The 24,512-nt window shown below is 56.3% G+C and carries 28 protein-coding genes and 1 pseudogene; 4 read left to right on the top strand and 25 right to left on the bottom strand.

What is annotated here, in order from left to right; all coding sequences use genetic code 11:
- The first annotated feature begins 249 nt into the window (after nt 1–249).
- Both K6T64_RS12530 and K6T64_RS16895 read left to right on the top strand, forming a co-directional pair.
- Entirely contained in the window at nt 250–504 is a 255-nt protein-coding gene (locus K6T64_RS12530) for a helix-turn-helix domain-containing protein (protein WP_170099101.1), read from the top strand.
- The gene (locus tag K6T64_RS16895; RefSeq protein WP_352140095.1) at nt 461–883 is read left to right on the top strand and encodes a DUF6011 domain-containing protein; all 423 of its coding nucleotides are present in this window, start codon (nt 461–463) and stop codon (nt 881–883) included. The genes K6T64_RS12530 and K6T64_RS16895 overlap by 44 nt, the downstream gene beginning before the upstream one ends.
- 63 nt (nt 884–946) lie before the next feature.
- Here the strand turns inward: K6T64_RS16895 and K6T64_RS12525 are convergent, their stop codons facing one another.
- The 3 genes from K6T64_RS12525 to K6T64_RS12515 form a co-directional block, all read right to left on the bottom strand.
- Complete coding sequence (locus K6T64_RS12525) at nt 947–1,099, bottom strand: helix-turn-helix domain-containing protein (protein ID WP_288010550.1); 153 nt, start codon at nt 1,097–1,099, stop codon at nt 947–949.
- Nucleotides 1,100–1,178: 79 nt separating this feature from the next.
- Complete coding sequence (dps, locus tag K6T64_RS12520; protein ID WP_170099099.1) at nt 1,179–1,658, bottom strand: DNA starvation/stationary phase protection protein Dps; 480 nt, start codon at nt 1,656–1,658, stop codon at nt 1,179–1,181.
- A gap of 95 nt (nt 1,659–1,753) precedes the next feature.
- Nucleotides 1,754–2,212 (bottom strand): HoxN/HupN/NixA family nickel/cobalt transporter, encoded by a 459-nt coding sequence (locus K6T64_RS12515; protein ID WP_288010555.1) that lies wholly within the window; start codon nt 2,210–2,212, stop codon nt 1,754–1,756.
- A gap of 162 nt (nt 2,213–2,374) precedes the next feature.
- Between K6T64_RS12515 and K6T64_RS12510 the strand changes: the two genes are divergently transcribed.
- The gene (locus K6T64_RS12510; protein ID WP_288010549.1) at nt 2,375–3,115 is read left to right on the top strand and encodes a stalk domain-containing protein; all 741 of its coding nucleotides are present in this window, start codon (nt 2,375–2,377) and stop codon (nt 3,113–3,115) included.
- Here the strand turns inward: K6T64_RS12510 and K6T64_RS12505 are convergent.
- The 12 genes from K6T64_RS12505 to K6T64_RS12450 all read right to left on the bottom strand — a co-directional run bounded on the left by K6T64_RS12505 (nt 3,112) and on the right by K6T64_RS12450 (nt 15,505).
- Nucleotides 3,112–3,345, bottom strand: a complete 234-nt coding sequence (locus tag K6T64_RS12505; RefSeq protein WP_013076077.1) for a hypothetical protein — start codon at nt 3,343–3,345, stop codon at nt 3,112–3,114. The genes K6T64_RS12510 and K6T64_RS12505 overlap by 4 nt on opposite strands.
- A gap of 37 nt (nt 3,346–3,382) precedes the next feature.
- Nucleotides 3,383–4,264 (bottom strand): RNA-guided endonuclease InsQ/TnpB family protein, encoded by an 882-nt coding sequence (locus tag K6T64_RS12500; protein ID WP_288010548.1) that lies wholly within the window; start codon nt 4,262–4,264, stop codon nt 3,383–3,385.
- Between the two features lie 384 nt (nt 4,265–4,648).
- Nucleotides 4,649–5,332: a sodium:solute symporter family transporter gene (locus tag K6T64_RS12495; RefSeq protein ID WP_288010547.1), complete on the bottom strand. Its 684-nt coding sequence runs from the start codon at nt 5,330–5,332 to the stop codon at nt 4,649–4,651.
- Nucleotides 5,333–5,379: 47 nt separating this feature from the next.
- Nucleotides 5,380–6,036, bottom strand: a complete 657-nt coding sequence (locus K6T64_RS12490; RefSeq protein ID WP_288010546.1) for a sodium:solute symporter family transporter — start codon at nt 6,034–6,036, stop codon at nt 5,380–5,382.
- 52 nt (nt 6,037–6,088) lie between these two features.
- Entirely contained in the window at nt 6,089–7,036 is a 948-nt protein-coding gene (gene speB, locus K6T64_RS12485) for an agmatinase (RefSeq protein ID WP_288010545.1), read from the bottom strand.
- Nucleotides 7,037–7,067: 31 nt separating this feature from the next.
- Nucleotides 7,068–7,907, bottom strand: a complete 840-nt coding sequence (locus K6T64_RS12480; protein WP_288010544.1) for a polysaccharide deacetylase family protein — start codon at nt 7,905–7,907, stop codon at nt 7,068–7,070.
- Nucleotides 7,908–7,911: 4 nt separating this feature from the next.
- Nucleotides 7,912–9,354 (bottom strand): APC family permease, encoded by a 1,443-nt coding sequence (locus K6T64_RS12475; protein ID WP_288010543.1) that lies wholly within the window; start codon nt 9,352–9,354, stop codon nt 7,912–7,914.
- A gap of 95 nt (nt 9,355–9,449) precedes the next feature.
- A complete protein-coding gene (locus K6T64_RS12470) occupies nt 9,450–10,190 on the bottom strand; it encodes an SDR family NAD(P)-dependent oxidoreductase (protein WP_288010542.1) in 741 nt (246 codons plus the stop codon).
- 64 nt (nt 10,191–10,254) lie between these two features.
- Nucleotides 10,255–11,175 (bottom strand): NAD-dependent epimerase/dehydratase family protein, encoded by a 921-nt coding sequence (locus K6T64_RS12465; protein ID WP_288010541.1) that lies wholly within the window; start codon nt 11,173–11,175, stop codon nt 10,255–10,257.
- Nucleotides 11,176–11,331: 156 nt separating this feature from the next.
- Nucleotides 11,332–12,738, bottom strand: coding sequence for an aspartate aminotransferase family protein (locus K6T64_RS12460; protein ID WP_288010540.1), 1,407 nt, complete (start codon nt 12,736–12,738; stop codon nt 11,332–11,334).
- A 167-nt stretch (nt 12,739–12,905) separates the two neighbouring features.
- A complete protein-coding gene (gene ald, locus K6T64_RS12455; protein WP_288010539.1) occupies nt 12,906–14,030 on the bottom strand; it encodes an alanine dehydrogenase in 1,125 nt (374 codons plus the stop codon).
- Nucleotides 14,030–15,505 carry a CoA-acylating methylmalonate-semialdehyde dehydrogenase gene (locus tag K6T64_RS12450; protein ID WP_483306146.1) on the bottom strand — a complete coding sequence of 492 codons (1,476 nt, stop codon included), beginning with the start codon at nt 15,503–15,505 and terminating at the stop codon, nt 14,030–14,032. Before K6T64_RS12450 ends, ald begins: the two co-directional genes overlap by 1 nt.
- A gap of 211 nt (nt 15,506–15,716) precedes the next feature.
- Between K6T64_RS12450 and K6T64_RS12445 the strand changes: the two genes are divergently transcribed.
- On the top strand, nt 15,717–16,295 hold the full coding sequence (locus tag K6T64_RS12445) for a hypothetical protein (protein ID WP_288010538.1): 579 nt from the start codon (nt 15,717–15,719) through the stop codon (nt 16,293–16,295).
- A gap of 223 nt (nt 16,296–16,518) precedes the next feature.
- On the opposite strand, the gene K6T64_RS12440 is transcribed toward K6T64_RS12445, so the two are convergent.
- The 10 genes and pseudogenes from K6T64_RS12440 to K6T64_RS12395 form a co-directional block, all read right to left on the bottom strand.
- Complete coding sequence (locus K6T64_RS12440; protein ID WP_288010537.1) at nt 16,519–17,376, bottom strand: PHP domain-containing protein; 858 nt, start codon at nt 17,374–17,376, stop codon at nt 16,519–16,521.
- A 17-nt stretch (nt 17,377–17,393) separates the two neighbouring features.
- Complete coding sequence (locus K6T64_RS12435; RefSeq protein ID WP_100668871.1) at nt 17,394–17,630, bottom strand: hypothetical protein; 237 nt, start codon at nt 17,628–17,630, stop codon at nt 17,394–17,396.
- A 92-nt stretch (nt 17,631–17,722) separates the two neighbouring features.
- Nucleotides 17,723–18,433, bottom strand: coding sequence for a phosphonate C-P lyase system protein PhnL (locus K6T64_RS12430; protein ID WP_288010534.1), 711 nt, complete (start codon nt 18,431–18,433; stop codon nt 17,723–17,725).
- 12 nt (nt 18,434–18,445) lie between these two features.
- Nucleotides 18,446–19,290: pseudogene (locus tag K6T64_RS12425) on the bottom strand (ATP-binding cassette domain-containing protein).
- Nucleotides 19,283–20,158 (bottom strand): alpha-D-ribose 1-methylphosphonate 5-phosphate C-P-lyase PhnJ, encoded by an 876-nt coding sequence (locus K6T64_RS12420; RefSeq protein WP_100668874.1) that lies wholly within the window; start codon nt 20,156–20,158, stop codon nt 19,283–19,285. The pseudogene K6T64_RS12425 and the gene K6T64_RS12420 overlap by 8 nt, the downstream one beginning before the upstream one ends.
- The gene (locus K6T64_RS12415) at nt 20,155–21,270 is read right to left on the bottom strand and encodes a carbon-phosphorus lyase complex subunit PhnI (protein WP_288010531.1); all 1,116 of its coding nucleotides are present in this window, start codon (nt 21,268–21,270) and stop codon (nt 20,155–20,157) included. Before K6T64_RS12415 ends, K6T64_RS12420 begins: the two co-directional genes overlap by 4 nt.
- Nucleotides 21,271–21,891, bottom strand: a complete 621-nt coding sequence (gene phnH, locus K6T64_RS12410) for a phosphonate C-P lyase system protein PhnH (RefSeq protein WP_288010529.1) — start codon at nt 21,889–21,891, stop codon at nt 21,271–21,273. It abuts the gene before it with no gap.
- Nucleotides 21,872–22,339, bottom strand: a complete 468-nt coding sequence (gene phnG, locus K6T64_RS12405) for a phosphonate C-P lyase system protein PhnG (RefSeq protein WP_288010528.1) — start codon at nt 22,337–22,339, stop codon at nt 21,872–21,874. Before phnG ends, phnH begins: the two co-directional genes overlap by 20 nt.
- Complete coding sequence (phnF, locus tag K6T64_RS12400) at nt 22,336–23,073, bottom strand: phosphonate metabolism transcriptional regulator PhnF (protein ID WP_288010526.1); 738 nt, start codon at nt 23,071–23,073, stop codon at nt 22,336–22,338. The genes phnG and phnF overlap by 4 nt, the downstream gene beginning before the upstream one ends.
- 54 nt (nt 23,074–23,127) lie before the next feature.
- A complete protein-coding gene (locus K6T64_RS12395; protein ID WP_288010524.1) occupies nt 23,128–24,318 on the bottom strand; it encodes an alpha-D-ribose 1-methylphosphonate 5-triphosphate diphosphatase in 1,191 nt (396 codons plus the stop codon).
- Nucleotides 24,319–24,512: the final 194 nt, after the last annotated feature.

The raw sequence follows: 24,512 nt of genomic DNA, 5'->3' as shown, positions 1-24,512 counted from the left end.
TCCGCTGGGGTACCCGAGGCCGCCCGCGATTCTCGCCGACCGGGCGGTATCCTCCAGACCCTCGATGATGGATGCAATTCCCGCGGCCACTTCGAAAGCATCCAGCGGCTCAGGGAACGCCCGGAACCCATTGCCCGTATAGACACGACTGCGAACTTCGAGTAGAGGTCCTCCTCGTCGATTGGGAAAGGGAAGATCAGACCGCCGAGCTGCTAGCGGAGCAGCTCGGCTTGGGGTGATGAACAGAAGATGATCAAATGCCACCTCTCCAAACTCATGGGCAAACACAAGCATTCACTTACCGATGTCCACCGCTTGACTGGGCTTAGTCGAGCAACGTTGCATCGCCTGTATCACGAAACCAACGACGCCATTCGGTATGAAACCATCAAGAAGCTTTGCTCACTTTATCGGTGCCAAGTTGGAGACTTGATCGAATGGATTCCAGACAACAAGGTAAATGATGAAAATGGACAAACCGATTCGGTGCCGGGTATGCCGTAAGCCTTTGCGTTCAAAAGAAAGCATTGACCGTGGTGTAGGTCCTACGTGCGCCAAGCAGATTCCGTACAAGGACATCTCTCAAATTTCCCGAAAAGACGTTCGATATTGGATCCAGGAAGCGTATGAAGACATTCCCACCGCATATTTCCTAAAACGCGCCGGAAAGCGAAAACTAGAATCCGCTTTCTTTGCCCACGTGACCGTTGAAAAGGCATTAAAGTCTCTCGTCGCGCAGAACACCCATAAAGTGCCGCCAAAGATCCACAATCTCGTGGAATTGGCTAAACATGCACGACTACATACGACTCAAGGTCAGCGAGAATTTCTGGTACATGATGTATATAGTGTACGCATGGTAATTGGGATACATACGGGGTAGGTTGGGAACTGTCTCATTATACGGAGGTGGGCAGGAGAAAAAAAGAGGAGGGTTGTCCCTTCGTCACACCCCCGCCAAAGCCACCGACAGCTCACTCCCGGCTTCCCTCGGAACCAACTCCAGTCGTAAATCGAGCGCATCCGCAATGCGAATCAGGGTGTCCAGGCGCGGCACCGCGTTCCCAGTCTCCAGCCTGGTGATCGCCGATTGTTTCACCCCTCCAACCGGGAGACACTGGGTTGGGCTGTACAACAGGCAGCGGAAACCCCTGTCCTGGCTCCGCGCTGCATCGGCATCAAGCAAGGTGCGACTCGATGAACCACAGATCTTTATCCAACTGACGCGATACTTCCGTAAATAGGTCCGAAGTGTCCGGATCGGTCTCCGCAGATGCCGCAATCGCCTCACGAACGCTGTTGGCCACCACCGCCCATCGTTCCGCAAGCAGGCGGATCACCTCCGCATCCCTGCGCTGCTCCACGGGCCATGCCGGGAGCGTGGTGCGCTTCGCCACCTCTTGTACCGGTACACCGGCTGTTCCGCCCAGCGTCACCGCCCTTTCCGCCACCATATCGGTGATTTCCATCAAGCGTCCTCCAAGTTCATCAAACAGTTCGTGGTAGGCAATGAAATGCGGACCGCGAACATTCCAATGTGCCAGCTTCGTCTGAATGCTAAGATCTGTCAGCAGTACGACATGACGGTTCAGCAGTTCCACCATGTCCCGACGCAAGTTTTCAGGCAGGCTGATCTTCGTGGACTGTAATTTCGTCATCGTGGGCACCTCCATATTCAATCAAGACAAACCAAATTATACCCTATAACTAATTCAGGGTCTAATGAATCTAAGAAACGGATTGCTATTCTTTTTCACATTTCCACCGCCTCGCCCGGGGCCACCGAGCAGAACACGCGGATATCCGCGACGTGATACCGGCGGACAACGTCCATAATCTCCGACTTAAGGGGACGAAGCAGGTCCCGGTTCAACCTCTGATGAACGAAGGTATTAATCGTTTTCCATCCACCCGGTTCATCCCAGGGGAGAGGGTCACCTGCTGTGTCCCCACAAATCATGAGGTTGAGTAGGGCTATGACCACCAGAAAAATTCCCGAGACTAGGGTGCTGATCATGCCTCCAACATCCTTGAAGGCGGGATGCTTCTCCTGCAGCCAGTTGGCTGCAAATGCCGTGGCCAGCGCTACTGCGAAGACAACCGTTGAGTGGCCCAGGAAAAAATATAATCCGACGCCGGAAGGGCTTTGTCTCTGCTGCACCAGTTTCCTTGCGAAAAAATTCAGGGATTCATTTCGTTGCCGCAAAAACATATTTTTACAATTTTCAGGAACAAATCGGCGAGTGAAGAAGTCTAAAGATATAGACCGGACTTTAGGGGGTGAGGACATGCCGACACTCAAACAAAAATCACCCGGTTAATAGGAACATCTTGCCTGACTGGAAACCTAGCTTGAAAAGTGGAGGGATGATTGGTGAAACGTTTCTGGAAATTGTGGTTTGGGGCAACAGCGTTACTGGCGCTCTTGGCCGGCGGGGCAGCTTCGGCGGCAGCCCCCATGTTCCACGGGTTTCAGACGGTACGGGTGGTACTTGACGGAAAAGAAATCAATGCAGACGTTCCCGCTGTGATCCTGGAAGGACGCACTCTCCTGCCCGTGCGCGCTCTGGCGGAAGCATTGGGCCTGCAGGTCTCATGGGACGCCCAAAACCAGACAGCGCTCCTTAAAAGCAACAAACAAACCTGTGCGCACAGTTTTACAACTCCTGAGGGAATCACTTTCACAATACAAGGGGTTTTTGCGAACATCGAGGACAAAACCGCCAAACCTGCCGCAACCGCTACAGTTTCTGTTATAAGTACCATCACCAACAACAGCAAGAAACCCTATGACCTCGGCCAAGCCCGCCTCTGGCTGGGAGACGCCGGTTCCAAGAACTCCGCCGTCCGGCTTGAAGGCAAGATCGTCTCTCAAAAGGGAGAACCTGTTTCAGGTAGCTTAGCTCCCTCTGAATCCACCAGGGTCTGGATACTGTTTAACGTGCCTGCCGATCAGTCCGGTTCGCCCAACCTGAAACCGGTCTTTGGAACATGGACAGGCGGTCATTTCGAACCATATTTGAATACGTGCCCGAACGGCCATTGGGTCGCGACTTATCCGCGGCCTAATGATCCGACTCCCGTATGGGTCTGGGTCTGTGATTTCATAGACTAACCCTCGCGATCAGACGAGAACAGAGCGGGAGGCACCACCGTCTCCCGCTCTGATTGTATTTTTTGGAGAAAGTCAAGCGGCTCAGGGAACGTCCGGAACCCGTCGCCCGTGTAGACCACAACCGCGAATTTCGAATAAGGGTCGCCTTCGTCAATCAGGAAGGCGAAAATCAGGCCGCCAAGCTGCTGGCGGAGGAATTCGGCTTTCTTTTCGATTTCGAGTAGGTTCATCGGTACCATCCCGTTACTTGAAACATATACATCTGTTTCAAGTACCCGTCCCTTGCGGGGCAGGGGCGCCGGTCTTACCCAGTTGCCCGGTGCCGACTTCCCGTTTCATCGTAGACCGCCCGGCCAAGCCGGGTCTTACATCCTCTCCACGGGCGTTTTTCGTCTCCGGTCCACTCCCGGCGACGGCGGCCGCAAGAGCCGCCAGATTCCGCGCCGCATTCTCGTCCCGGTCCATCACCGTCCCGCATACGTCACATCGGTACACCCGTTCCCAAAGCGGAAGGATTTCCTTGATCGCCCCGCACCTGGAGCAGGTCTTGGAACTGGGATACATCCTGGGGGCCTGGACGAGACGGGACCCGTACCACTCGCATTTATACTGCAACTGCCGTCTCAACTCCGCCAGCCCCGCGTCGTAGATCGCCCGGGACAATCGCCGGTTCCGCCCCATCCCCGCCACATTCAGGTCTTCCACCACGACGGTGCCGAACGTGGTCGCCAGCCGGTGAGTCAGCTTGTGCATGGCGTCCAAGCGAATTCTCGCCACCCTCGCGTGGGCCCGGTTCAGACGCCGACGGGTATCCTCCCAGTGTCGGCTTCTGCGTTTTCGCCGGGCCAACTCCCGGTTCAACCGCGCGATCTTTCGCAATGCCTTGCGCAAGGGTCGCGGGTTCGGCACCTTCTCCCCCGTGGACAGGACCGCCAGGTGTTTCAGCCCGGCGTCCACTCCCACCACGTCCCGGGGGCGCTTCGGCCGCCCGGCGTCCCGCTCCACTTCGCAGGTGAAACTCACAAACCACCGCCCGCCTTCCCGGGAGACGGTCGCCGACAGAATCCGCGCCCGGTCACTTTGCACCCGCTCCAAGAGCGCCGTGGTCATCATGCGGCGAAGGATCGAGCGCAAAGCGGCGGCGGTCACACCCCGCGAAGCCCCGTGCTCCCCGTCGGCCGCAGGGCCGCGCGCAGAACGATGTCAAAACCTCGATCAAGTTCTTTATATACACTGAAAATGGCCCCCAGATCGTCAGTGAAAATTGACCCCCACCAGATAGACTGGTACGCTCCTACTACTTTGAGTGGGAGCGGGGGAGAAAGGGTTCATCTCTATCGAGGATTGGACTGCGATTCGAGCGCTCCAAGCCCGTGGTGTCAGGATTAAGGCGACTGCCGGGCAACCGGGAATTTCGCGCAACACTGTGCGTCGTGCCTTACGGGGGGAACGATCCACCGAAGTATGTGCGAAAGAAGCCGCCGGCTCGGGCAACAGACCCATTCCTGGAGCACCCGTTCATGCCGTTAAGTGTTATGGCTGTTTAGTTGCACTAGTCTTATTCCTGCCAAGAATGCTACCAATAAGTATGACGAGACCACTACATACTACTCCGTAGATAATCGGGTTTAAAGAACTTATACCTTCTATGATCAAACCTAGAACAACGACAACAGCACTCAGTACCATAGAAACAATAGTAACTTGTGCACTAACTCTTTTCCAGAAAAACGCCGCGACAACGGGAATAAAAATAGAACCCGACAAGAGCGCATAAGCCACATCCAAGGCCACGACAATTTGTTTAAGCCAGGTGCCAATCCCTATGGCCGAAAGACCAAGCAGAAATGTTGTGATTCTAGTATATTTTATTATCAGTTTTTCCTGTATATTTACCGGCCTGAGTGGCAACAAGATATCGTTGACAAGAACTGTCGACGCGGCCATTAACGTCCCTGAGGCCGTCGACATAATGGCAGCTGCAACTGCCGCGAAAACGACACCAAGCAAACTGTGTGGGAGTAAGGCAACAGCAAGCTGAGGTAATGCCTGCTGTGGATCTGAAAGGTTTGGAAGAAGCACCTTGGCGGACATTCCAATCAGCGCACCACTAATCGCGTAAATAATACAATAAATCCCAGAGATAATTGTACCTAGCTTAAGGACCCTGCCACTCTTCGCCGTGAGAGCCCGTTGCCAGATGTCTTGTCCGATCATCATTCCAAAAAAATACAAAAGAAAGTATGAAAATATAGATGGCATGCCTACTGACGTGAGACTAAAAAAGATGGATCTAAATGTGTTTGTAGACCTTCGTACCCGCCTACACGGATGAGCCCTATGGGAAATAGAATCAGGATAAGCCCAATAGTCATAATCCAGAATTGTCCTACGTCCGTTAGGGTTACGGCCCACATCCCACCTAGGACAGTGTAGAATAAAACTACTACACCTCCGATCAGAATGGATATAGTCGTATCCCACCCAAACAATGTTCGCAATATGACGCCCATAGCAATGATCGACGTAACAGCAGCCAGTGTATCGTAAACAGTCATAACAGCCGCACTAAAATATCGGCTGGCTGGCCCAAACTTATTCCACAGAAGTTCGCTTACACTCAGGATCCTCATTGTTCCCAGCGGCTTTGCAAAAAGCAAACCCATTCCGATTATACCCAGGCCAATCATGAAAACTAACCACATGCCTGAAATCCCATGTTGGTATCCTAGGCTTGAACCCCCCAGTGTTGACGCCCCACCTAACACCACCGCCGACATGGCGGGTATATAGAGTCCGTAGCTCAACCTCTTTCCAGCAACAAGATAATCAGTTTTGCTTCGAATCTTCCTCATACTCCTAATACCTATAAGTATCATGACCAGAAAGTACAGTACTATCACCATCAGATCCAAGGCCACCATGCATTCCCTCCAAACACTTCATGATTATTCAGCGCAGCGTTTAGGACGATTAGGCCCCTTTCCTGCCGGAAGCTACCAGGGATAGAAACTCGAATGCAACCGTTGCGCCAGCAAGTGCCGTCGTCTCTGTAGGATCAAATGCAGGAAGTACCTCTACAATATCAAACCCAACAAAATCGAGCGGGTAAAGTTTTCGAAGCAATTGTTGAGCTTCAAAAGTTGTAAATCCGCCAATTTCCGGAGTTCCAGTTCCTGGCGCATATGCTGGGTCTAGAAAATCGACATCAAACGAGACAAAGGTTTTGGCCGATCCGGCCCGCTCGATAGCCGTGCGTATTGTTTGCTCAAGGCCGATTTCGCGAACCTTCTCAGCGGTAAGAACCTCAAAACCCAACGAACGCCCCTCTTCGATGTCTGCTGGATCGTATACAGTTCCTCTTATGCCAATTTGGGTAGACCGTAATGGGTCTAGAAGCCCTTCTTCTAGGGCCCTGCGGAATGGGGTACCATGGGTATATTTCTCTTCCCAATACTCATCCCAGGTATCTAGGTGAGCATCGAATTGGATTAAAGCCAAGGGGCCGTGCACTTGAGCTAAAGCACGCAGTTCAGCTAACGCAATACCGTGGTCACCACCCAATGTAATTGGTATAGCCCCCTCGTTGACCCAAGAATGTATTACCTCAGTGATGTATCCATAACTTCTCAAAGTGTTTCCAGGAATAACCGGGATATCCCCACCATCCACTATCTTAAGGACATCTGTCGGACGAACTGCATGGTAGGCATGCGCGGGTCTTAGAAGAGAAGATATCCGCCGAACCGCTTCAGGTCCGAAACGCGCTCCAGTTCGGAAAGTAGCCGTTGTATCAAACGGAGCCCCGAGAATTACCACATCTACCCCTTTAGGTTCTGGATCGTAAGGTAGACGCATGAAGGTCCGGACACCTTCAAACCTCGGAAATTTGGTGACATCACTCTTCCAATCCTGAGACATGAGCATTCCCTCCAAGATGTATTCAGTAGGTTCAGTAGTTAAAAGTCGGGATCGAAAGGTTACCGGCCTTCCAATTGGTGTATAAATCATCTAATGTGCAAATCAACACTCCGTCATATTGCTTGATATGCTGAATTAACCGATCTAAGATCGAAATGCGCGAGGCCCGACCGATTATCTCAGGGTGCATGGTCAGAGTGAACGCTCCCCCTTCTGTGTACAAGGCGTCAAACTCCGCCAGCCATAAACGAAGCACTTTCTCAGGTTCTTCGATTACGTAGCCATCAGCTGGCTTCGCGCTATAAGCGAACTGTTCCCAGTCATCCAATAGCCACGTCACAGGTATCTCCAGAATATTCCTATTCGAATCAGGCACTCTAACTTCGTAGGGATAATCCAGGCCCATTAAGCTGGAATCGTAACCGAAGTTATGTTTATCTAGTAGGCTTAACGTTTGAGGCGTGATCTCCCATAGCGGTGCCCGAAAGCCGAGGGGTGTTATACCAGTTATGGATTTGATTTGCATTTTAGATCGTGCTAGGATATCGTCCTCTTGTTCATAACTAAGTTCATCGGTTCTCTCGTGATAGTAGCCATGACAGCCGATCGCATGCCCGGACTCAGCTATGGTCTTGACTAGATTTGGATCTAATTCAGCTGTATATCCAGGTATGAAGAATGTAGCTTTGATGTTGTAGTTATCCAGGACGCGTAGAATTCTTGGTACGCCTATACGCCGACCGAACGCCGAGGCAGATAACAACGACAGCCGTCTCTGGTTCTCCGGGTTTCCAATCCAACTGGCTTCCGCATCCACATCGAAACAGAACGAAACTGTCGCCTGATAACCTTGAATCCAATGAACACCCACTATTCTAGTCCTCCTGAAATTCTAATTCTGGCGCTTCGACGGGAACTTTGTCTATTTTTCGTTTCCGAGAACCGTACCAGACCCACATCAACCCTGTAACAATCACCAGAGCCCCCATGTACCATGCATTATAGAGGTCGGAAGGCGACGATGGGTTCGCCCCGGCGGTATATCCAATGTCCGCTAGTACAATGATAGACAGCGCCGGCAGAATACTAGAGGTGAAAGCAGTTCCGAGTCTTCTTTCTCTAAACTGAACTACGATAAAAGCCGTTAATGCTGTTAGATATGATAGCACCAGAGTAATTGTAACCACGTCATAGTACCACTGGAGTTCGGCCAAAGGTTTAAGCCACACTAAAACGATGGCATAGGCAGAGACGAGCATCATCGCCACCCAAGGAGCTTTATGCTTATTGGTTCGGTGTAGAACCGGAGGCAAATGCCTATCTCGACTCATCCGATAGGCAGCTCGAGACCCAGATGTCAGCGAGATTTGTAAACCGGCACACGAAGAAGTAATCACCACAAATACAGCAATCCAACTCAACCAGTTAGGTAGATAGGTCTGGGCAACGGCTGCGATCGGGCCTCCGTTTCCGTTTTCCACAATTTTGGCCAATCGCTCAACCGGGACAGCCATCTGCCAACCAATCGCGGCAACACTATAGATTACAAAAGCACTTGTCAGAACGATGATTAACGAGCGTTGAACGGTACGAACAGGAACCTTGGCCTCCTCAATTAGGTTAATTGCGGAATCGAAATTCGCTAACATCCATAGACCAAACAAGACTCCACTCGCTAATGCCGCCCAGCCGCCGGCCCCGGTTACTGAATATAAATCGTAAAATGATACATTGACGTGTGGTCGACTAATACCGAGGATCCCCAGGCCTACCACAACGGCAACTTCAAACACCAAGAACGTACCAGCGGCGCGCGCCGTCATTTCTATGCCCCGCAGACACACTCCTAGAAACACGATGACGAGAATCGTCCCTATGATTTTAGCTTGAAGAACGCCTTGCAAAGCTGGAACCAACGCCTGTATATATTCAGCACCAATGACAGCCGTCATAGGTGTTACCGTGGCACACATAACGACATACGCCCAACCGAGAACAGTCCCGATTTTTGGGTGAAGAAATTTCGTCGCGAACGCAAATATCCCTCCAGCACTTGGAGCTTTTCGAGTTAGATAGACCAGGGATAATGCTAGCACCAGCATTGGAAAAATATATGCAACTAGAATTGCGAGTGGGGAGCCGGTGCCATTGATTGCATACAGTAATGACATGGAAGAGGCCGCAACCCATGCTGGAGCATTAAATCCAAGCGCAGCCAAAGACACTCCCGTTGTCCCGAGTTTATCTTTCTGCAATGTGGTGGGTAGCTCCTTGATTTCGCCGTGTTTATCATATCCGATAAAATCCGAGAACCTCATCTATCACACACCTCTCTTCCCTGAAGCAATCTGCAGATTTCAAGTAAGTAGGATGCTTATGTTAAAGACTGATCAGCTTGATCTGCACGACATAGTTAACCGTACATCACCCCTCCGCCATTGACGCCAACAACCTGCCCAGTCATAAAACTCGAATCATCAGATGCAAGGAACGCAACGACGTTCGCAATTTCTTCTGGTCGTCCCAAACGCTTAAGCGGGTATCTAGCGGACTCTTCAGCGACATATTTCGGTCCAAGGCGCTCAACCAGTGGTGTCAGGGTCCCTCCAGGCGCCACAGCGTTGACAAGGATACCGTAAGGAGCTAGTTCACGAGCCAAACTTTTTGTCAAGGCTATCACACCGCCTTTCGCAGCTGAATAATGAGCCAGTCGCTCACATCCCAATTGCCCCAAGTCTGATGCTATGTTGACAATGCGTCCCGCTCTCTGTTTCATCATCAACTTTACAGCTGCTCGGGCACAATAAAACGCGCCATACAGATGAACTTTAACCATTTTATCCCACTCATCGTCAGACAGTTCAGTAAACACACTTTCTTTGAGGAACCCAGCATTGTTCACTAGAACATCAAGGCGTTCAATACCCACAAACAGCTTGTTAACCTCTCCTGAACTGGACACGTCTCCGAGTTTCACTAGGCATTGGACACCATGTCGCTCAACCCGTTCTTTCACTTGATAAACTGATGCCTGAGACGGTAGATCATTGAGAATCACATTGGCACCCTTTTCTGCAAACGTCAGTGCCACAGACTTTCCGATCCCACTCCCGGCACCGGTAATCATGACCCATTTATTCTGGAACTTCGCCACAATAACCACCCCTTTCTATACCGACTATGCAATAGATATAACGGTGTTGTTGAGCCTGAACGAATCAAAAAGCATGCTCCTTTAGCCACGCTGCATAGGTCTCAATACCGGTTCGCAAGTCATACTTTGGGCTATAGCCTAGTATGGACTTTGCCTTGGTGATATCGAATTCGCCGTTCTGATCCAGATAATCGATTGTACCCGGTCCAATGTCGATATCAGCTTCTGGAAACAGCCGCTTGACTTCCTGTACCACTTCCCCAAAGCTGACTTGGAAACCGGCAGTAATATTGAATGCTTCAGATCTCACACTATCAATAGTGGCTGCAAGAATGGCTGCCTCAGCAACATCTTCCACATGGACATAGTGGAACCGGTAATCACGGCCGCTTGGTTCATGTGTTGGAACCCCATCTATGGCATTGCGTAACAATGTCTTTAAATAGCATTGCATAAATTGCCCTGGGCCGTAGACCCATCCCGGTCGAAGCGACGGGATCTCCATACCATACAACTGTGCATACACGCGCCCAAGATGTTCTGTAAACATCTTGGTGACACCATAGGGCGTAGTCGGCTCTAATCGAGCCATCTCGGATACCTTTCCAACCTCTCTGTTATGACCATAGACACACTCGGAACTGAAGTTTACCACACGTTTGATGCCACAAATCCGTGCTGCTTCAAAAACAGATGCGGTTCCTAAGGCATTCGTGACGACTGTTTGATACGGAACTTCGCGCGATACAACTGGATGGCTGATAGCAGCCGTATGAATGACCGAAACAACGTTCTCCTCCCGACAAATCTCTATCAGACGGCCTACGTCGTTAATATCTGCTTGGTAATATCGAAACAAAGGCGTAGATATATCCTGATCAATAAACCTTCTGTCGACACTGATCACTTTTTTACCGTAGTCTCGCAACATCCGAACAACTGTCTGTCCGATAAAGCCAAACCCGCCTGTAACTAAAATCGCCATCTGACCGCCCCTTTCGGTGAGTCAATTACGAGGCTTGGCACTTAATTGCCCGTATTTATGATAGTTTATATAACAAACAAAATCAATCCCTCTACACATAACGTCATTATGTTACTTTATATAGCGCGCATATTCCTCGATAAGAGTGTGGGGCCCTCACCCCTCCCCCGCTTCCTCCAGCGCCTCACCCAGCACCGCGGCGATCAACCTCACCTCCTCGTCGGTGACCACGAAGGGCGGCGCGATGGTGAGAACGTTGTTAAACTGGGGAACCGTGTCGCTGTTCTTGCCGATGATCACGCCCCGGCGTTTGCAGCCGGCGATAACCTTGCCGACAAAGTCCGAGGGCGCCGGCTCTTTGGTCGCTTTATCGGCCACCAGCTCAATGCCCGCCATGAAACCGAAGAAGCGCAGGTCGCCGACGTTCGGGTGCGCCGCCAAGGGTTCAAGCGCCTCCCGCAGCCTCTCGCCCAACTCCTCCGCCCGTTTGACGTACTCCCGCTCATCCATCAGCTCCAGCGTCTTGACGGCCAAAGCGCAGGCGGTGGCGTTGCCGCCGAAGGTGTTCACATGGCGGAAATGGGCATAGGGCTCATCCTCCTTAAACGCCTCGAAGAGCTCCTCCCGCACCGCCGTGGCCGAAAGGGGCAGATACGCACTGGTGATGCCTTTCGCCATGGTGACGATGTCCGGCTGCACCCCGTAGTTCTGGTGGCCGAACCTCCGCCCGGACCGGCCGAATCCACAGATCACCTCATCGATGATGAGCAAAACCCCGTACTTGTCACAAATCTCCCGCACCCGGCCGAGATACTCGGGCGGCGGCGCGATGACCCCACCCCCGGTGATGGTCGGTTCCATGATCACCGCGGCCACTGTTTTCGGCTCCTCCCAGTTGATCACCTGCTCGATGGCGGACGCGCACTCAATCCCGCAGGCCCCGTGGGTCTGTCCGAAGGGACACCGGTAACAATACGGCGGCGGAACGTGCACGAACCCCGGAGCCAAAGGCTCATAACGATATTTGCGCTGCGCCTGGCCCGTGGCCGCCAGGGCCCCCGCCGAATTCCCATGGTACGCCCGGTATCGGGAGAGGATTTTCCACCGGGTGGGCTCCCCCCGCTGGGCGTGATACTGCCTGGCGATTTTAAAAGCCACCTCATTGGCTTCAGACCCGCTGTTCGAGTAAAATACCCGATAATCCCCGCCCAACCACTCGTTTAATTTTTCACTCAACCGAATGGCCGGCAAGTGACTCTGGGTCAATGGAAAATACGGCATCTCTAGAAGCTGCTGATAGGCCGCTTCGGCCAACGCCTTCTGGGAATACCCGAGGTTGACGCACCACAGCCCGGACATGGCATCGAGATACCGATTCCCCTCCAGATCCTCCACCCATGCCCCGTCCCCTTTGACCACCACCATCGGATCCCGGCTGGCCACATAAGGCTGAATATGATGCCACACATACCGCCGATCTTTCTCGATCCACTCCCGGGTCTCCCTTCCTTCGGGAAGGTTCGGACGTCCCGACGTCTCCCTCAGGGTTTCTTGTTCCAACATTCCCACTCCTTCTTCCCGGCGTCATACGGCCCGGGTGTTATGCACAGTTCATCCACATATCCACATTTCGGCTGTGGACAACTGCCCTCATCTTGTGGACAACCCGCACCCTTATCCACATATTCTCCACAGTAGGCGCCGTCACCGCCCGCTGGACGGACGGCACCCTACACCGCCACAGCGCCTTCCAGCACCCTCCGGGGGTCCGTCCAGGGCAATCCAAAAGCTTCCGCCACGCCCCGACAGGTCACCCGTCCCCGGGCCACGTTCACTCCGCAAAGGAGCGGCCGATCGCCTAGGGCCGCCTTCACCCCGCCTCTGGCCAGCTTTAACACATAAGGCAACGTCGCCCCCGTCAGGGCAAAGGTCGACGTCCGGGGCACCGCACCGGGCATGTTGGCCACCGCATAGTGCACCACCCCGTGCACCGAATACACCGGATCATCATGGGTGGTCACCCGGTCCGCCGTCTCCACACAACCTCCCTGGTCCACCGCCACGTCGACGATCACCGCCCCCGGGCGCATCTGGGCCACCATCTCCCGGGTGACCAATTTTGGCGCCCGGGCTCCGGGGATAAGAACCGCCCCGATCACCAGATCCGCCGTCCTGACCGCCTCGGCCAGGGCATAGGCGCTGGACATCACCGTCTTCACCCGGCCCCCGAACAGATCATCCAGAGCCCGAAGCCGACCGCCGTCAATGTCAAAAATCGTCACATCCGCCCCCAGCCCCGCCGCCATCTTCGCCGCCTGGGTGCCTACAGTTCCCCCTCCCACAACCACCACCCGGGCCGGCAACACTCCCGGAACGCCGCCGAGCAGCACCCCGGCACCGCCGTTTGGCTTCTCCAAAAACCTCGCCCCGACCTGGACCGCCATCCGTCCAGCCACCTCGCTCATGGGAGCGAGCAGGGGCAATCCGCCACCATCCACCTGGATCGTTTCGTAGGCCACCGCCGTCATGCCCGCATCCCGCAGCGCTTCGGTCAGCTCCCGGTCGGCCGCCAGGTGCAGATAGGTAAACAGAATCAGATCTTCTCGAAAATACCGGTATTCTTCGGGCCGCGGCTCTTTGACCTTGACCACCAGATCGGCGGCCCACGCTTCTTCCGCCGTCCCCAGGCGGCCACCGGCCCGCACGTATTCCGCATCGTCAATGCCGCTGCCGACCCCTGCCCCGGATTCCACCACCACCTCGTGCCCGGCGTCCACCAGATCCCGTACCCCCGCCGGCGTTAGCCCCACCCGAAACTCCCGTTCCTTGATCTCCTTCGGCACCCCTACCCGCATCACCGACCACCTCCGAACCAGCGGGAAGTCACCATTTTCTTCCTTGTGTAAAATTCCACCCCATCCCGCCCTGTGGCGTGCAGATCGCCATAAAACGAATTTTTCCAGCCGCTGAAAGGGAAGAAGGCCATCGGCACCGGCACCCCGACGTTGACGCCGAGCATCCCCGCTTGCACCGTCTCCCGGAACATCCGGGCCGCCGCGCCGCTCTCGGTGTAGATCACCGCCGAGTTCCCGAACCGGGACCGATTCACCACCCCGATCGCCTCTTCCAAGCTGTCCGCGCGAATGACGCTCAGCACCGGGGCGAACAATTCTTCCCGAGCCACCGTCATCTCCGGATTCACCCGGTCCAGAATCGTCGGCCCAAGGAAGAACCCCTGGGGCAGCCGCTCCATGGCGTCCCGGCCGTCCCGGGCCATGACCGCCCCTTCCGCCAGCCCCTGATGAATTCGCTCCACCACCCGGGCCCGGTGTTCGGCGCGAATCAAGGGCCCCAGCTCCACCCCCTCCTCCAGGCCGTTGCCGATCCGCATCCTGTCCCCGGCTTTCACCAAGGCCTCCACCAAGGGATCACCCACCGATCCCACCGCCACCACCACACTACAGGCCATACAGCGCTGACCCGCCGACCCGAAACCAGAGTTCCGGATGGCGTGCACCGCCCCTTCGAGATTCGCGTCCGGCATCACGATGTGGTGATTTTTCGCCCCGGCCAAAGCCTGCACCCGTTTCCCCGCGGCCGCAGCCGTCCGGTACACGTGCTCGGCTACAGGCTGGGAGCCAACAAAGGAAACGGCATCCACCCCGGGGTGCGTCAGGAGGGCGTCCACCACCTCTTTGCCCCCGTGAACCAGATTGAGCACCCCTTCGGGAATCCCGGCTTCCATGGCCAACTCCACCAATCGCATGGAAGTCAAGGGGGTCCGCTCCGAAGGTTTCAACACAAAGGCATTCCCCGCCGCCAGGGCGATGGGCATCATCCACATGGGCACCATCATGGGAAAATTAAAGGGCACGATGCCCGCCACGACACCCACGGGGTAGCGGACCATCTCCATGTCGATCCCCCGGGACACCTGGGGACTTACGTACCCTTGCATGAGGGTGGGCATCCCGGCCGCGAATTCCACCACTTCAATGCCGCGCCACACCTCGCCCCGGGCGTCGTCCAGGGTCTTGCCGTTTTCGGTGGTCACCAGGCGGGCCAGCTCCTCCACCCGCTGGACCAAAAGCTCCCGCCACCGAAACATCACCCGGGCCCGCTCCACCACAGGTACTTCCCGCCAGGATTCAAACGCCTCCCGGGCGGCCCGAACCGCCCTGTCCACATCCGCAGCTGTGGACAGGGGCACCTCTGCCAAAAGCTCCCCGGTGGCCGGATTGGGCACCGGCAAGACTTGATCAGTTTGAGATGCCTGCCACATCCCGCCAATAAAATTTTTGAGCCGCATCTCCTGAACCGTCGTTCCCACGCCTCTCACCTCTTGGCCGATCCTCTGGAATCAGCGTATCAGAATGGCGCGATCTTTTCGTCAGACAAAATGTATGAGAATTGAGCCTCTTCATTGGACACTTCGGTGACTTCCCGGCGCTGGCCCCGCGCTACGAGACGGTATTTGACCATTGACATGAGAATGGAAGAAGCGTTTCCTTATTTCTAGAACGGAAGGAGGAAACCCGGCGTTGGAAGGGGAAGAACCCGTTAGTTTACAGCGGATGGCGACTTTGCTCTGGGAGTTGCAGCGGACCATCCAGGACGCAAAAAGAGACATTCATCATCGATTTGATCATTTAGAGGAACGGCTGGATCACATCCAGATGCAACTGCACACTTTGCAACAGGAACAGGAGCGTTATAACGGGCGGCAGCGATCGGTGGAACAGACCGTGGAAACCTCCCGCAGACTCGGGGAACAGACCCTCGGCCGTTTTGGAGATTTAGAAAAAGAAATGGATCGGGTGATCCGGCGGGCGGGGGCGGAAGCGGATCGCCGCCTCGACCGCATCGAGGCCACCCAGCGGGAAATTCTCCGGGAACTGGAACAAACCTACGGTGATCTTCGCACATTCAGACGGGAGTGGCGGGCGGATTCCGGAGGAAGACATCCCGGTCGCCAAGAAAAAGGCGTTCCCCTCGCCGACGGCCAAGCCGGCCCGGCAGGCGGCGCAAACCACCCACTGCCCCCGGAACAACCGCTGGGCCGCGGTACACAGACGATGTCCCCGGAAGGGCGGGTGGACAACCGGAAGGAAGACCGCTAACGCTTCCAGGGAGAGATCGGGAGCCGACCCAAGCGGCCCAGCTCTGAGAATCGAGTAGGAGGGGGCGGCTAGCCCCCGTCCTCTCACACTGCCGAACATGCAGGTCCGCATCCGGCGATTCACCAATTTTGACAAAGCCTTCGGTAACGTTCGGTTAAACCCATCAAACCTTGGGCCTGCCAGTAGGCGTTGCCGAGGGCCGCTACCGGCTATACAACATTCATCAGCCGCGAATCGCCCGAAGGCGTTTTTGCAAAGCGTCGATACACGCCTTCCCGGCGTCCCTGCATCCGAGGGTATGGCTCGGATCCCCGTAAAACCCGTGATCATCCGAGCCTCCCGTGATGACGAGGTCGAATCTCCGGGCGAGCTCCTTCGCCCGCCGCTCTTCCTCCGGTCCGTGCAAGGGATGATAAACTTCGATCCCCGCCAGGCCGGCCTCAACCCATTCCTCCACCGCGGCAAAATTGTCAAACTGCCCCGGGTGGGCCAGAACGGGAACGCCGCCCGCCGCCCGAATCGCCGCAATGGCCTCCCGGGCGTCGAGATACACAACCGGCGTATACGCAATCCCCGTCTGACCGTTCTCGCCCCGGGAAAACAACCGCTTATAAAGCGGACCGTAGATCGACTCCGCATAACCGCGGTCGATCAGGGCGTGCATGATGTGCTGCTTGTACACGCCGGTCCCCCCTCGGGCATACCGCTGCACCTCTTCCCACGTGATTTCATACCCCGCCCGCTGCAGTTTGCCGACCATCTCAAAAGAGGCCCGATGTCGGCGCTCCCGCATGGGGCGACAAAAGGCTTCCAGGGCCGGGTGTCCCGGCTCGACGTACAGGCCCAAAAGATGCGCCCGCCTGCCCCTGGCGAAATCATACGCAGAAATCTCGATTCCCGGCACGATGTTGACGCCCTGCGCTCTTCCGATTTCGATCGCCCGGTGCAGGCCCGCGGTGGTGTCATGATCGGTGATCGCCAGATGGTCGACACCGACTTCCTTGGCCCGGGCGATCACCTCTTCGATGGACCGAGAACTGTCGGACATCCGGGTATGGCAGTGCAAATCCACGATGCCCATGGACTGATCTCCCTCCTCTATGCATAATCGGCCCGGTAGACCACGGATCCCCCGACGATGGTCCGCCGCACCACCGGATGATTCCCGGCAGGCTCCACGAGAATGAGGTCGGCCCGTTTTCCGACTTCGATGGAACCCGGGTGCGCACAGACCGACGATCCGCCCGTTCGACACGTGCACGTTTTGGGTCGTCGGGTCTGGTTGTGTCCGGCCTCGACAACCCGGTCCACCAACACCACGGCACCGCCTTCCATCCACAAATTCGTCCTGCTCACCCCCGTCCGACTCGATTATGGCCGACGGCCAACCCCCACCGCCGAATCCGATGAGAGTCAAACAACCTGTGTCAGGCGGGGATGTCGCCGGCGATCACCCCGTCGTTCATCCGGATCTCCCGATCCACCACTTGTTCCATAAAATCGAGATCGTGAAAAATCCCGATCATGCTGGTGCCCTCCTGTTTGAACTCCCCGAGCAAATCGCGAACAATCCGCTTCGAAGATTCGTCCAGGGACGCAGTCGGTTCATCCAGGAGAAGCAGCCGAGGACGTTTCACCATTTCCTTGGCCAGATTCAGCCGGAGCTTCTCCCCGCCGCTGAAGGTGTGGGGATACGTATCCCACAGTTTCTCGGGCAATTGAAAACGCCGCAGGATCTCCCGGGCCTCCCGTTCCGCCGCATCCCGGGAGACGCCGGCCTCCAGGGCCTTCCCCACGACCACCTCCATGGCCGTCAACCTGGGCAGCACATTCAAGAATTGCGAGGCATAGCCGATCTCCCGGCGGCGCAGGGCGATCACCTGTTGCTCGGTCGCCTGGGCCAGATCAATGGCGCCATAACGTTCCGAGCAATACACCATGGTCCCCCGGGTGGGTAGATAGGTGCGAAAAATGCACTTGAGCAAACTGGATTTTCCCGATCCGCTCTTCCCGGTGATGCCGAGGAATTCCCCTTCCTCAAGGGAAAAATGCACTCCCCCCACGCCGACGATGGTCTTCCCGGTATGATGGATCCGAAAGATCTTGTGGAGCCCCTTCACGTCGAGAATCACAGCCATTTTTCCATCTCCTCACCAAATCATGGAGTTCACCAACAGTTGGGTATACGCGTGTTGGGGGTCTTCCATGATTTGATCTGTCAAACCCTCTTCCACGATTCTGCCGTTTTTCATGACCACGGTCCGGTCGGCCAACATGCGAATGACCCCAAAATCGTGGGACACGACGATCATCGTGATGCCGAGATCCCGCTGAAGCTGCCGGATCACATCCAAAATCTGCGCCTGCACCGACACGTCCAGCCCCGTGGTCACCTCGTCCAACAGGAGCAGCGGGGGATCATTGGCCAACGCTTTTGAGATTTGCACCCGCTGCGCATGCCGCCGCTGAAACGTTTGGGGGGCTCATCCATCCGCTCAATGGGAATTTCCGTTTTTGCAAGCAGATCCCGGGCTCGTTCCCGGATCCGTCCCACATGGTACCAATCCGCGGCAATCAGTTTCTCGGCGATGTTGCCCCCGCTGGAAAAATCGAGCCTCAGCCCCAGATGAGGATTCTGGTACACCACCCCCATCTGGTGGTTGCGGATCCACCGTTTCTTCTGTTTGCTGACCGTCCACAGATTGGTCTTTCCCCCATCCACGCCACGAAGAAACATCTCCCCGCCCGTGGGTTCCTCATCAAAGCACAGGGTTTTGATCAGGGTGCTTTTCCCCGATCCGCTTTCCCCGACGACGCCGAGGATTTCTCCTGGGTACACATCGAAACTCACGCCGCCGCACGATACGATCGAGCCGCACCGCGGACAGCGGTTGCTCTCGACTTCCGGGCCGGTCAAAAGCAAACAGTTCTCACAACCCGGCCCATAAATTTTGCTCATCCCCCTCACCCGGAGCAGCTGCTCCTCTTCATGCATACCATGACCCCCCGATCTCCACCGATTGACCCAGATTCCGCTTCTGCCTTTTTAAGCAGTAACTGGTATCTGAACAATAATAGCTGACTTCCCCGGTCTCCCGATCAAAGACTTCGGTCAAATACGTGCCCCCCTGGCCGCACCGGGCACACACGCGGCCGTCAAAATCCTCGACCCGAAATTCATAATCCTCGAATTGGAGAGGAACGACGTCGGTGTGGGGCGGGATCGCGTAGATCCGCTTCTCCCGGCCGGCTCCGAACAGGAACAGGGTCTCGGCCCGGTGCAGTTTTGGCACATCAAATCGGGGGATCGGCGTCGGATCCATCACATACCGGCCGTTGACCATGACCGGATACCGATGCGAAAGAGTGATCTCTCCCCATCGGACGATATCCTCATACAAAAACACCCAGAGTTTGCTGTAATCGCGTTCCGCGTGCATCCGGCGGGTCTCCCGTTCGCTGGGTTCCACCCAGCGCAGCGGCTCGGGATAGGGAACTTGAAGAACGAGGATTTGCCGATCGGTCAGCTTTTCCTCGGGAATCCGGTGTCGGGTTTGGATCAGGGTGGCCCGTCGGGTATCGGTGGTGGTGGTCACCCCGGTGGTGTCGTGGATGAGTTCCCGCAGATTGCAGGCGTTCACGCTGTCGTCGTCCCCCTGGTCGATCACCTTCACGATGTCGGACGGCCCAACGATGGCCAGGGTGATTTGCAAACCTCCGGTGCCCCACCCCCGGGCGATGGGAAGCTCCCGGGAACCGAAGGGCACCTGATATCCGGGAATGGCCACCGCCTTCAGAAGGCTGCGGCGCACCTCTCGTTTTGTGTTCTCATCGATAAACGCATAATTGTATACACCGTTCACGCCCGGGGCCCCCTCTGCCGTTGGATTGATCGTACCCGAATCATCTCGGCTTGGAAATCGACATAATGAGGGAGTTTCCAATGGGCGACAAATCCCGACGATTCGATGCCGTCGATGTGGTACAGGACAAACTCCTCATCTTCGGCCGGAGCCTGGGGATTCTCGGACACCATGGCCCGGTCCAGAGCGGCCATGGCGATGGCCTTGATTTCGTTATGCCCAAAGCACAGCCCATATCCCAAGGAAAACTTGGCCTCCAACTGGTCCGTTCGTTCTCTCATCCTGGCCACCACCTCCGCTTCGGTCACCAACACTTCGCCAATGGTGATCACTTCCCCGCTGTGCAGCGGATGGGGGACCAACACAGGCACGTACCCGACCCTCAGTTCACCAAGGGTGGGGTGAATGGCTCCGTACCCCCGGGCGACGGAATAGGCGAAAGCCAACAACGCCCCGGTTTCTCCCCGGGCCAATGCCTGCATCCGCATCGACCGACTCGCCGGAAAACTGATGGACCGCCGGGTGATGTCGTCGATGGGCCCCGGCTCCCGTTGCCCCTCGGCGGCATCCGGATTTTCCAACAGGCCCTTCGCCCGGAGCCAATCGATCATTTTGGGGAAATCCAACGGCCCCTGGGCCTCGAGTTCTTTCCACTCATCGCCTTCCACGTATTTCTTGAGAAACTCCCGGGCGCGCTCCTCAGTTTCCTCCATCAATTCAAATCGAAGGAGCCTCTGGGTGTAATCCCGGGTCGGGCCCAGAAACTGCCCGCCCGGTACATCTTTGAACGCCGCGGAAATGCGGCGGATCACCCGCATCCTGGAGGTATCCACCGCCAGGGAGTACTGGTTCCGCGGAACGGTGGAACGAAACGCCCGCAGAAGAAAAGCGGCCTCCAGGGTGTCGCCCTCGGCCTGTTTCAGGGCCAGGGCGGCGAGATCGGGATCGTAGAGGGAGCCTTCCCCCATGACCTGGTCCACGGCCAGCCTCATTTGGTCGCGGATTTGGCGGACCTCAATGGGAACGCTGCCCCCTTTCAAGCGGTAGTAATCCAACAGACGATTCGCTTCCTGGATGGCCCTTCGTCCGCCGCGCACCGCCGCGTATGCCATTTACAGGACCTCCCATTCCAATGATGTGCTCCGGGGCACGCCGCAAACAAATCCGAACCCGTCCACGAGGATCCAATCCAACCCGAGCGGAAACTCCCGGTTGATCTCCCGCCAGGCCACCAAAATGTCAGGGTGGACGGTGTCGATGTACAGCCGCCGCTCCCCGGGGATGCCCGGCCCGCGAAGGGTGATGTGAATGAGCCGATCAGCCGGAAACGGCTCCCGGGCAAAGCGACGGACCCGGCAGACCACCGTGGCGCTCCGGTCGGGATATGTGAACGTCCCCCGGGGAAGGCGCTCGATGGGAAACCGCTGCTCCCCGTGGACAAACGCAAAGTCGCACCGGTCGACCGACGCCGCTTGGGACCGGGTATGCCGTTGCAGCAGGGTTCCGAATCCCCGATCCGACTCCGGGAGCCAAAAGGTCGTCTCCGGATCCAACAGGGTGAGGCCGATTCCCAAAACGCACCTGTCCCCCCGAGATTTCGGAAGCCCCCAAGGTCCCGGTTCACCGGGCGCGGGTTCCACGGCCACCGGTTTCCCCGGCCTCGCCATCGCATCCAACAGTTGGCGAAACAGCACCTGGGTGTACCGAACCTCGTCAAATTGTACTTCGGCCATCTGGTCCACCGTCCTCCTCATCCATCATTTCAAAATCCACGCGACTTCGACGGACGAGGGCGAACTCTTTGCGCCAGGCCTCTTCCTGCCGGGCCTCCTCGGCGACAAGCCAGTCCTCTATTTCACGGACCAGAGATTTCCATTTTTCCCGAGATGAATGGAAAACGGCGTCCAACACCGCGAGACCGTCAGCCCGTTCCGGCTGGTTTCCCATGGCCACTCCATATCCCCATTCGCCGTCCACCGATACCGTACTTTCACAGACGTGGATTTCTCCCACATAAAACTCTTCCTGCCGGACCGTTTCCCGGGCGCGCATCATCACCAGCCCGGGTCGGGCGGGTTTGATCCGCCGGACATCCCCGAGTCGGCCAACCTCGTCCACCCACGCGGACAGCCGCTCCATCGGTACCGTTTGCAAAATACGAGTACGCCGTTCGGAATTCATAACACGTCAACCCCGTGATGGAATTCCACCGTCAGCTCGTTCATGTCGCCGCGAACCCGGGTGTTGGCCGCTTCCACCGGGAATCCGTCCGGATGGATCATCAAGCTTTCAATCTGCAGAATGGGGCTATCCTTGGGCAAGAACATCGCCTCCTTAACGGTGCAGAACATGGCGCGGATCACGGACCGAACCCGAATCGGCCGAAAGTGATAATGGGTCTGAAGAATATCGTACAGAGAATGGAAATCGTCCAGGTGATTCCCCAAGTTGGGAACAGCGTTTTCGGGCAAAGTCGAGGTGGCCACCGAAAAGGGCTCGTCATCAACATAACGAACGATCTCCAATCGGTACACCCTGGCGCTGTCCGACAAGAGCAATTGTCTCCGTTCCGACTCGGTGGCCACATCCAGTTCCCAGGAGATCAGCTGACCCCGATGGGACCTGCCCAGCCGGTCGATTTCATCGCTGAACCGGGTATGCTGGGATAAGGCGTACGGAACAATGGGCCGCTGCTTGACGAAAGAACCGACACCTTTGACCGTGGTGACCCATCCCAGGCTTGTCAATTTGGCCACCGCTTGGCGGACCGTGTGGCGGTTCACCTGGTACCGCCTGCTCAAGGTCATTTCCGAGGGAATTTTGTCTCCGACCGACAGTTCACCCCGCTGAATCATACCGATCAGATGATCCGCGAGCTGCAGGTAGTAAGGGATTCGATTTTGCTTCTGAATCACCGCACCGCACCTCCTCGGTCTAGATGTCTAGACAAGTTCGAGCAACGCGGCGGCTCACAGGGCCTCCAGGACACCCCGGGCCTGGTAGGTCATCTGACAAGCCAACACCCCGCCCACAAAAACTTTTTCAATGACGGGAGTCCCTTCGTCCTCGCGCACAATAAGCACATCGGCCACTTTTCCCGGGGAGATCGAACCGACCGCTTCGGCCATTCCCAGGGCCCGGGCCGGATGGTAGCTCACAAGGTTGACGGCCTGCCGCATATCAAAACCCTTTCGGAAAAGCGCAAACACCGACTGAATCAGCGAGGGCGGATAGTAGTCGGAACACAGGATGTCCACGGCGCCGTGGCGCAGGGCTTCGAGAGCGGACACGTTGTTGCTGTGTGACCGCCCCAACAGGACATTCGGGGCGCCCATGGCCACAAGCAAACCGCGTCTCTTGGCCTCAATGGCGACGGGAAGCGAAACCGGAAACTCACAAATCGACGCGTGCCAACTCTCCGCCACGTCCAGCTTTTCGATGCTGTCGTCATCGTGAGACGCGATGGGTATCCCCCGTTTCCTGGCTTTCGCCGCAATGTCCTCCAAGATCGATGGATCGATCTTTGGGAGGTTCATCCTAGCCTTCAACTGCTGTCTCGCCTGTTCATCGCTCAACCCGTCGCGGGCCCGGGTCAGGCGCACCTGGACTTCAAAATCCCGCAACTGCCCTTGGCCGGGCGTGTGATCCGTAAAAGACAGAAGGTCGATGACCTTTCCCTCGATCAGTTGTTCCACCAGGGGCACCGCCGATCGGTTGGTGATTTCAAATCGCAGATGGATGTAATGCCGGATCAGCCGGCGCCCCCGGGTCAGTTGCCGAATCGCCCGGATCAGAGAACCCACCCGGTCATTGGAGCGCACACTCTCCCCTTCGTCGCCCAGCAAACACAGCGCGTGGTGGATGGTGGTGATGCCTTGGCCGGCGAGCTTCCGCTCCAACTCGGCAAAGGAGATGGACAGCGGAAGCGTGCAGTTCGGCCGGGGCTCCAGCTCCAGTTCAATGGCGTCGCTGTGGGTGTCGACCAGACCGGGCAACACCCAGGCTCCCCGGGCATCATGCCATTCCGCGTTCGCGCCGCGCGACCGGGGCGCATCATCCACTTCGACGATTTTTCCGTCTTCAATCACGACGGTCCCGTTTTCGATGATTTCCGATGGGGTGACAACGGTCCCCCCCGCAATAATCTGCCGCGATCGCACAGCCGCTCCCCCATTTTCGGTCCGTTGTCAGGCGTATTTTTCAAAAAAAACCTGCAGGTCGTTAAAATCCGGCATTCGTTCCACCAACTGCTCCCGGGTCCAATCCCACCAGGCCACCGCCAGGAGCTTCTCGGCAATCTCCCGGGGGAACCGCGGCCGCAACGGCTTGGCGGGCACCCCGACAACGATCATGT

This window comes from Kyrpidia sp., assembly GCF_023512215.1.
Lineage (GTDB): Bacteria > Bacillota > Bacilli > Kyrpidiales > Kyrpidiaceae > Kyrpidia > Kyrpidia spormannii.
This window is presented reverse-complemented; position numbering and strand designations above follow the sequence as displayed.

What these genes read in the sequence shown, in the direction of transcription:
- K6T64_RS12530 (WP_170099101.1), top strand. Translation starts at nt 250, where the DNA reads ATGATCAAATGCCACCTCTCCAAACTCATGGGCAAACACAAGCATTCA.
- K6T64_RS16895 (WP_352140095.1), top strand. Translation starts at nt 461, where the DNA reads ATGATGAAAATGGACAAACCGATTCGGTGCCGGGTATGCCGTAAGCCT.
- dps (WP_170099099.1), bottom strand. Translation starts at nt 1,658, where the DNA reads ATGACGAAATTACAGTCCACGAAGATCAGCCTGCCTGAAAACTTGCGT.
- K6T64_RS12515 (WP_288010555.1), bottom strand. Translation starts at nt 2,212, where the DNA reads ATGTTTTTGCGGCAACGAAATGAATCCCTGAATTTTTTCGCAAGGAAA.
- K6T64_RS12505 (WP_013076077.1), bottom strand. Translation starts at nt 3,345, where the DNA reads ATGAACCTACTCGAAATCGAAAAGAAAGCCGAATTCCTCCGCCAGCAG.
- K6T64_RS12495 (WP_288010547.1), bottom strand. Translation starts at nt 5,332, where the DNA reads ATGATCGGACAAGACATCTGGCAACGGGCTCTCACGGCGAAGAGTGGC.
- speB (WP_288010545.1), bottom strand. Translation starts at nt 7,036, where the DNA reads ATGTCTCAGGATTGGAAGAGTGATGTCACCAAATTTCCGAGGTTTGAA.
- K6T64_RS12475 (WP_288010543.1), bottom strand. Translation starts at nt 9,354, where the DNA reads ATGAGGTTCTCGGATTTTATCGGATATGATAAACACGGCGAAATCAAG.
- K6T64_RS12465 (WP_288010541.1), bottom strand. Translation starts at nt 11,175, where the DNA reads ATGGCGATTTTAGTTACAGGCGGGTTTGGCTTTATCGGACAGACAGTT.
- K6T64_RS12460 (WP_288010540.1), bottom strand. Translation starts at nt 12,738, where the DNA reads ATGTTGGAACAAGAAACCCTGAGGGAGACGTCGGGACGTCCGAACCTT.
- ald (WP_288010539.1), bottom strand. Translation starts at nt 14,030, where the DNA reads ATGCGGGTAGGGGTGCCGAAGGAGATCAAGGAACGGGAGTTTCGGGTG.
- K6T64_RS12440 (WP_288010537.1), bottom strand. Translation starts at nt 17,376, where the DNA reads ATGGGCATCGTGGATTTGCACTGCCATACCCGGATGTCCGACAGTTCT.
- K6T64_RS12435 (WP_100668871.1), bottom strand. Translation starts at nt 17,630, where the DNA reads ATGGAAGGCGGTGCCGTGGTGTTGGTGGACCGGGTTGTCGAGGCCGGA.
- K6T64_RS12430 (WP_288010534.1), bottom strand. Translation starts at nt 18,433, where the DNA reads ATGGCTGTGATTCTCGACGTGAAGGGGCTCCACAAGATCTTTCGGATC.
- K6T64_RS12415 (WP_288010531.1), bottom strand. Translation starts at nt 21,270, where the DNA reads ATGGCATACGCGGCGGTGCGCGGCGGACGAAGGGCCATCCAGGAAGCG.
- phnH (WP_288010529.1), bottom strand. Translation starts at nt 21,891, where the DNA reads ATGGCCGAAGTACAATTTGACGAGGTTCGGTACACCCAGGTGCTGTTT.
- phnG (WP_288010528.1), bottom strand. Translation starts at nt 22,339, where the DNA reads ATGAATTCCGAACGGCGTACTCGTATTTTGCAAACGGTACCGATGGAG.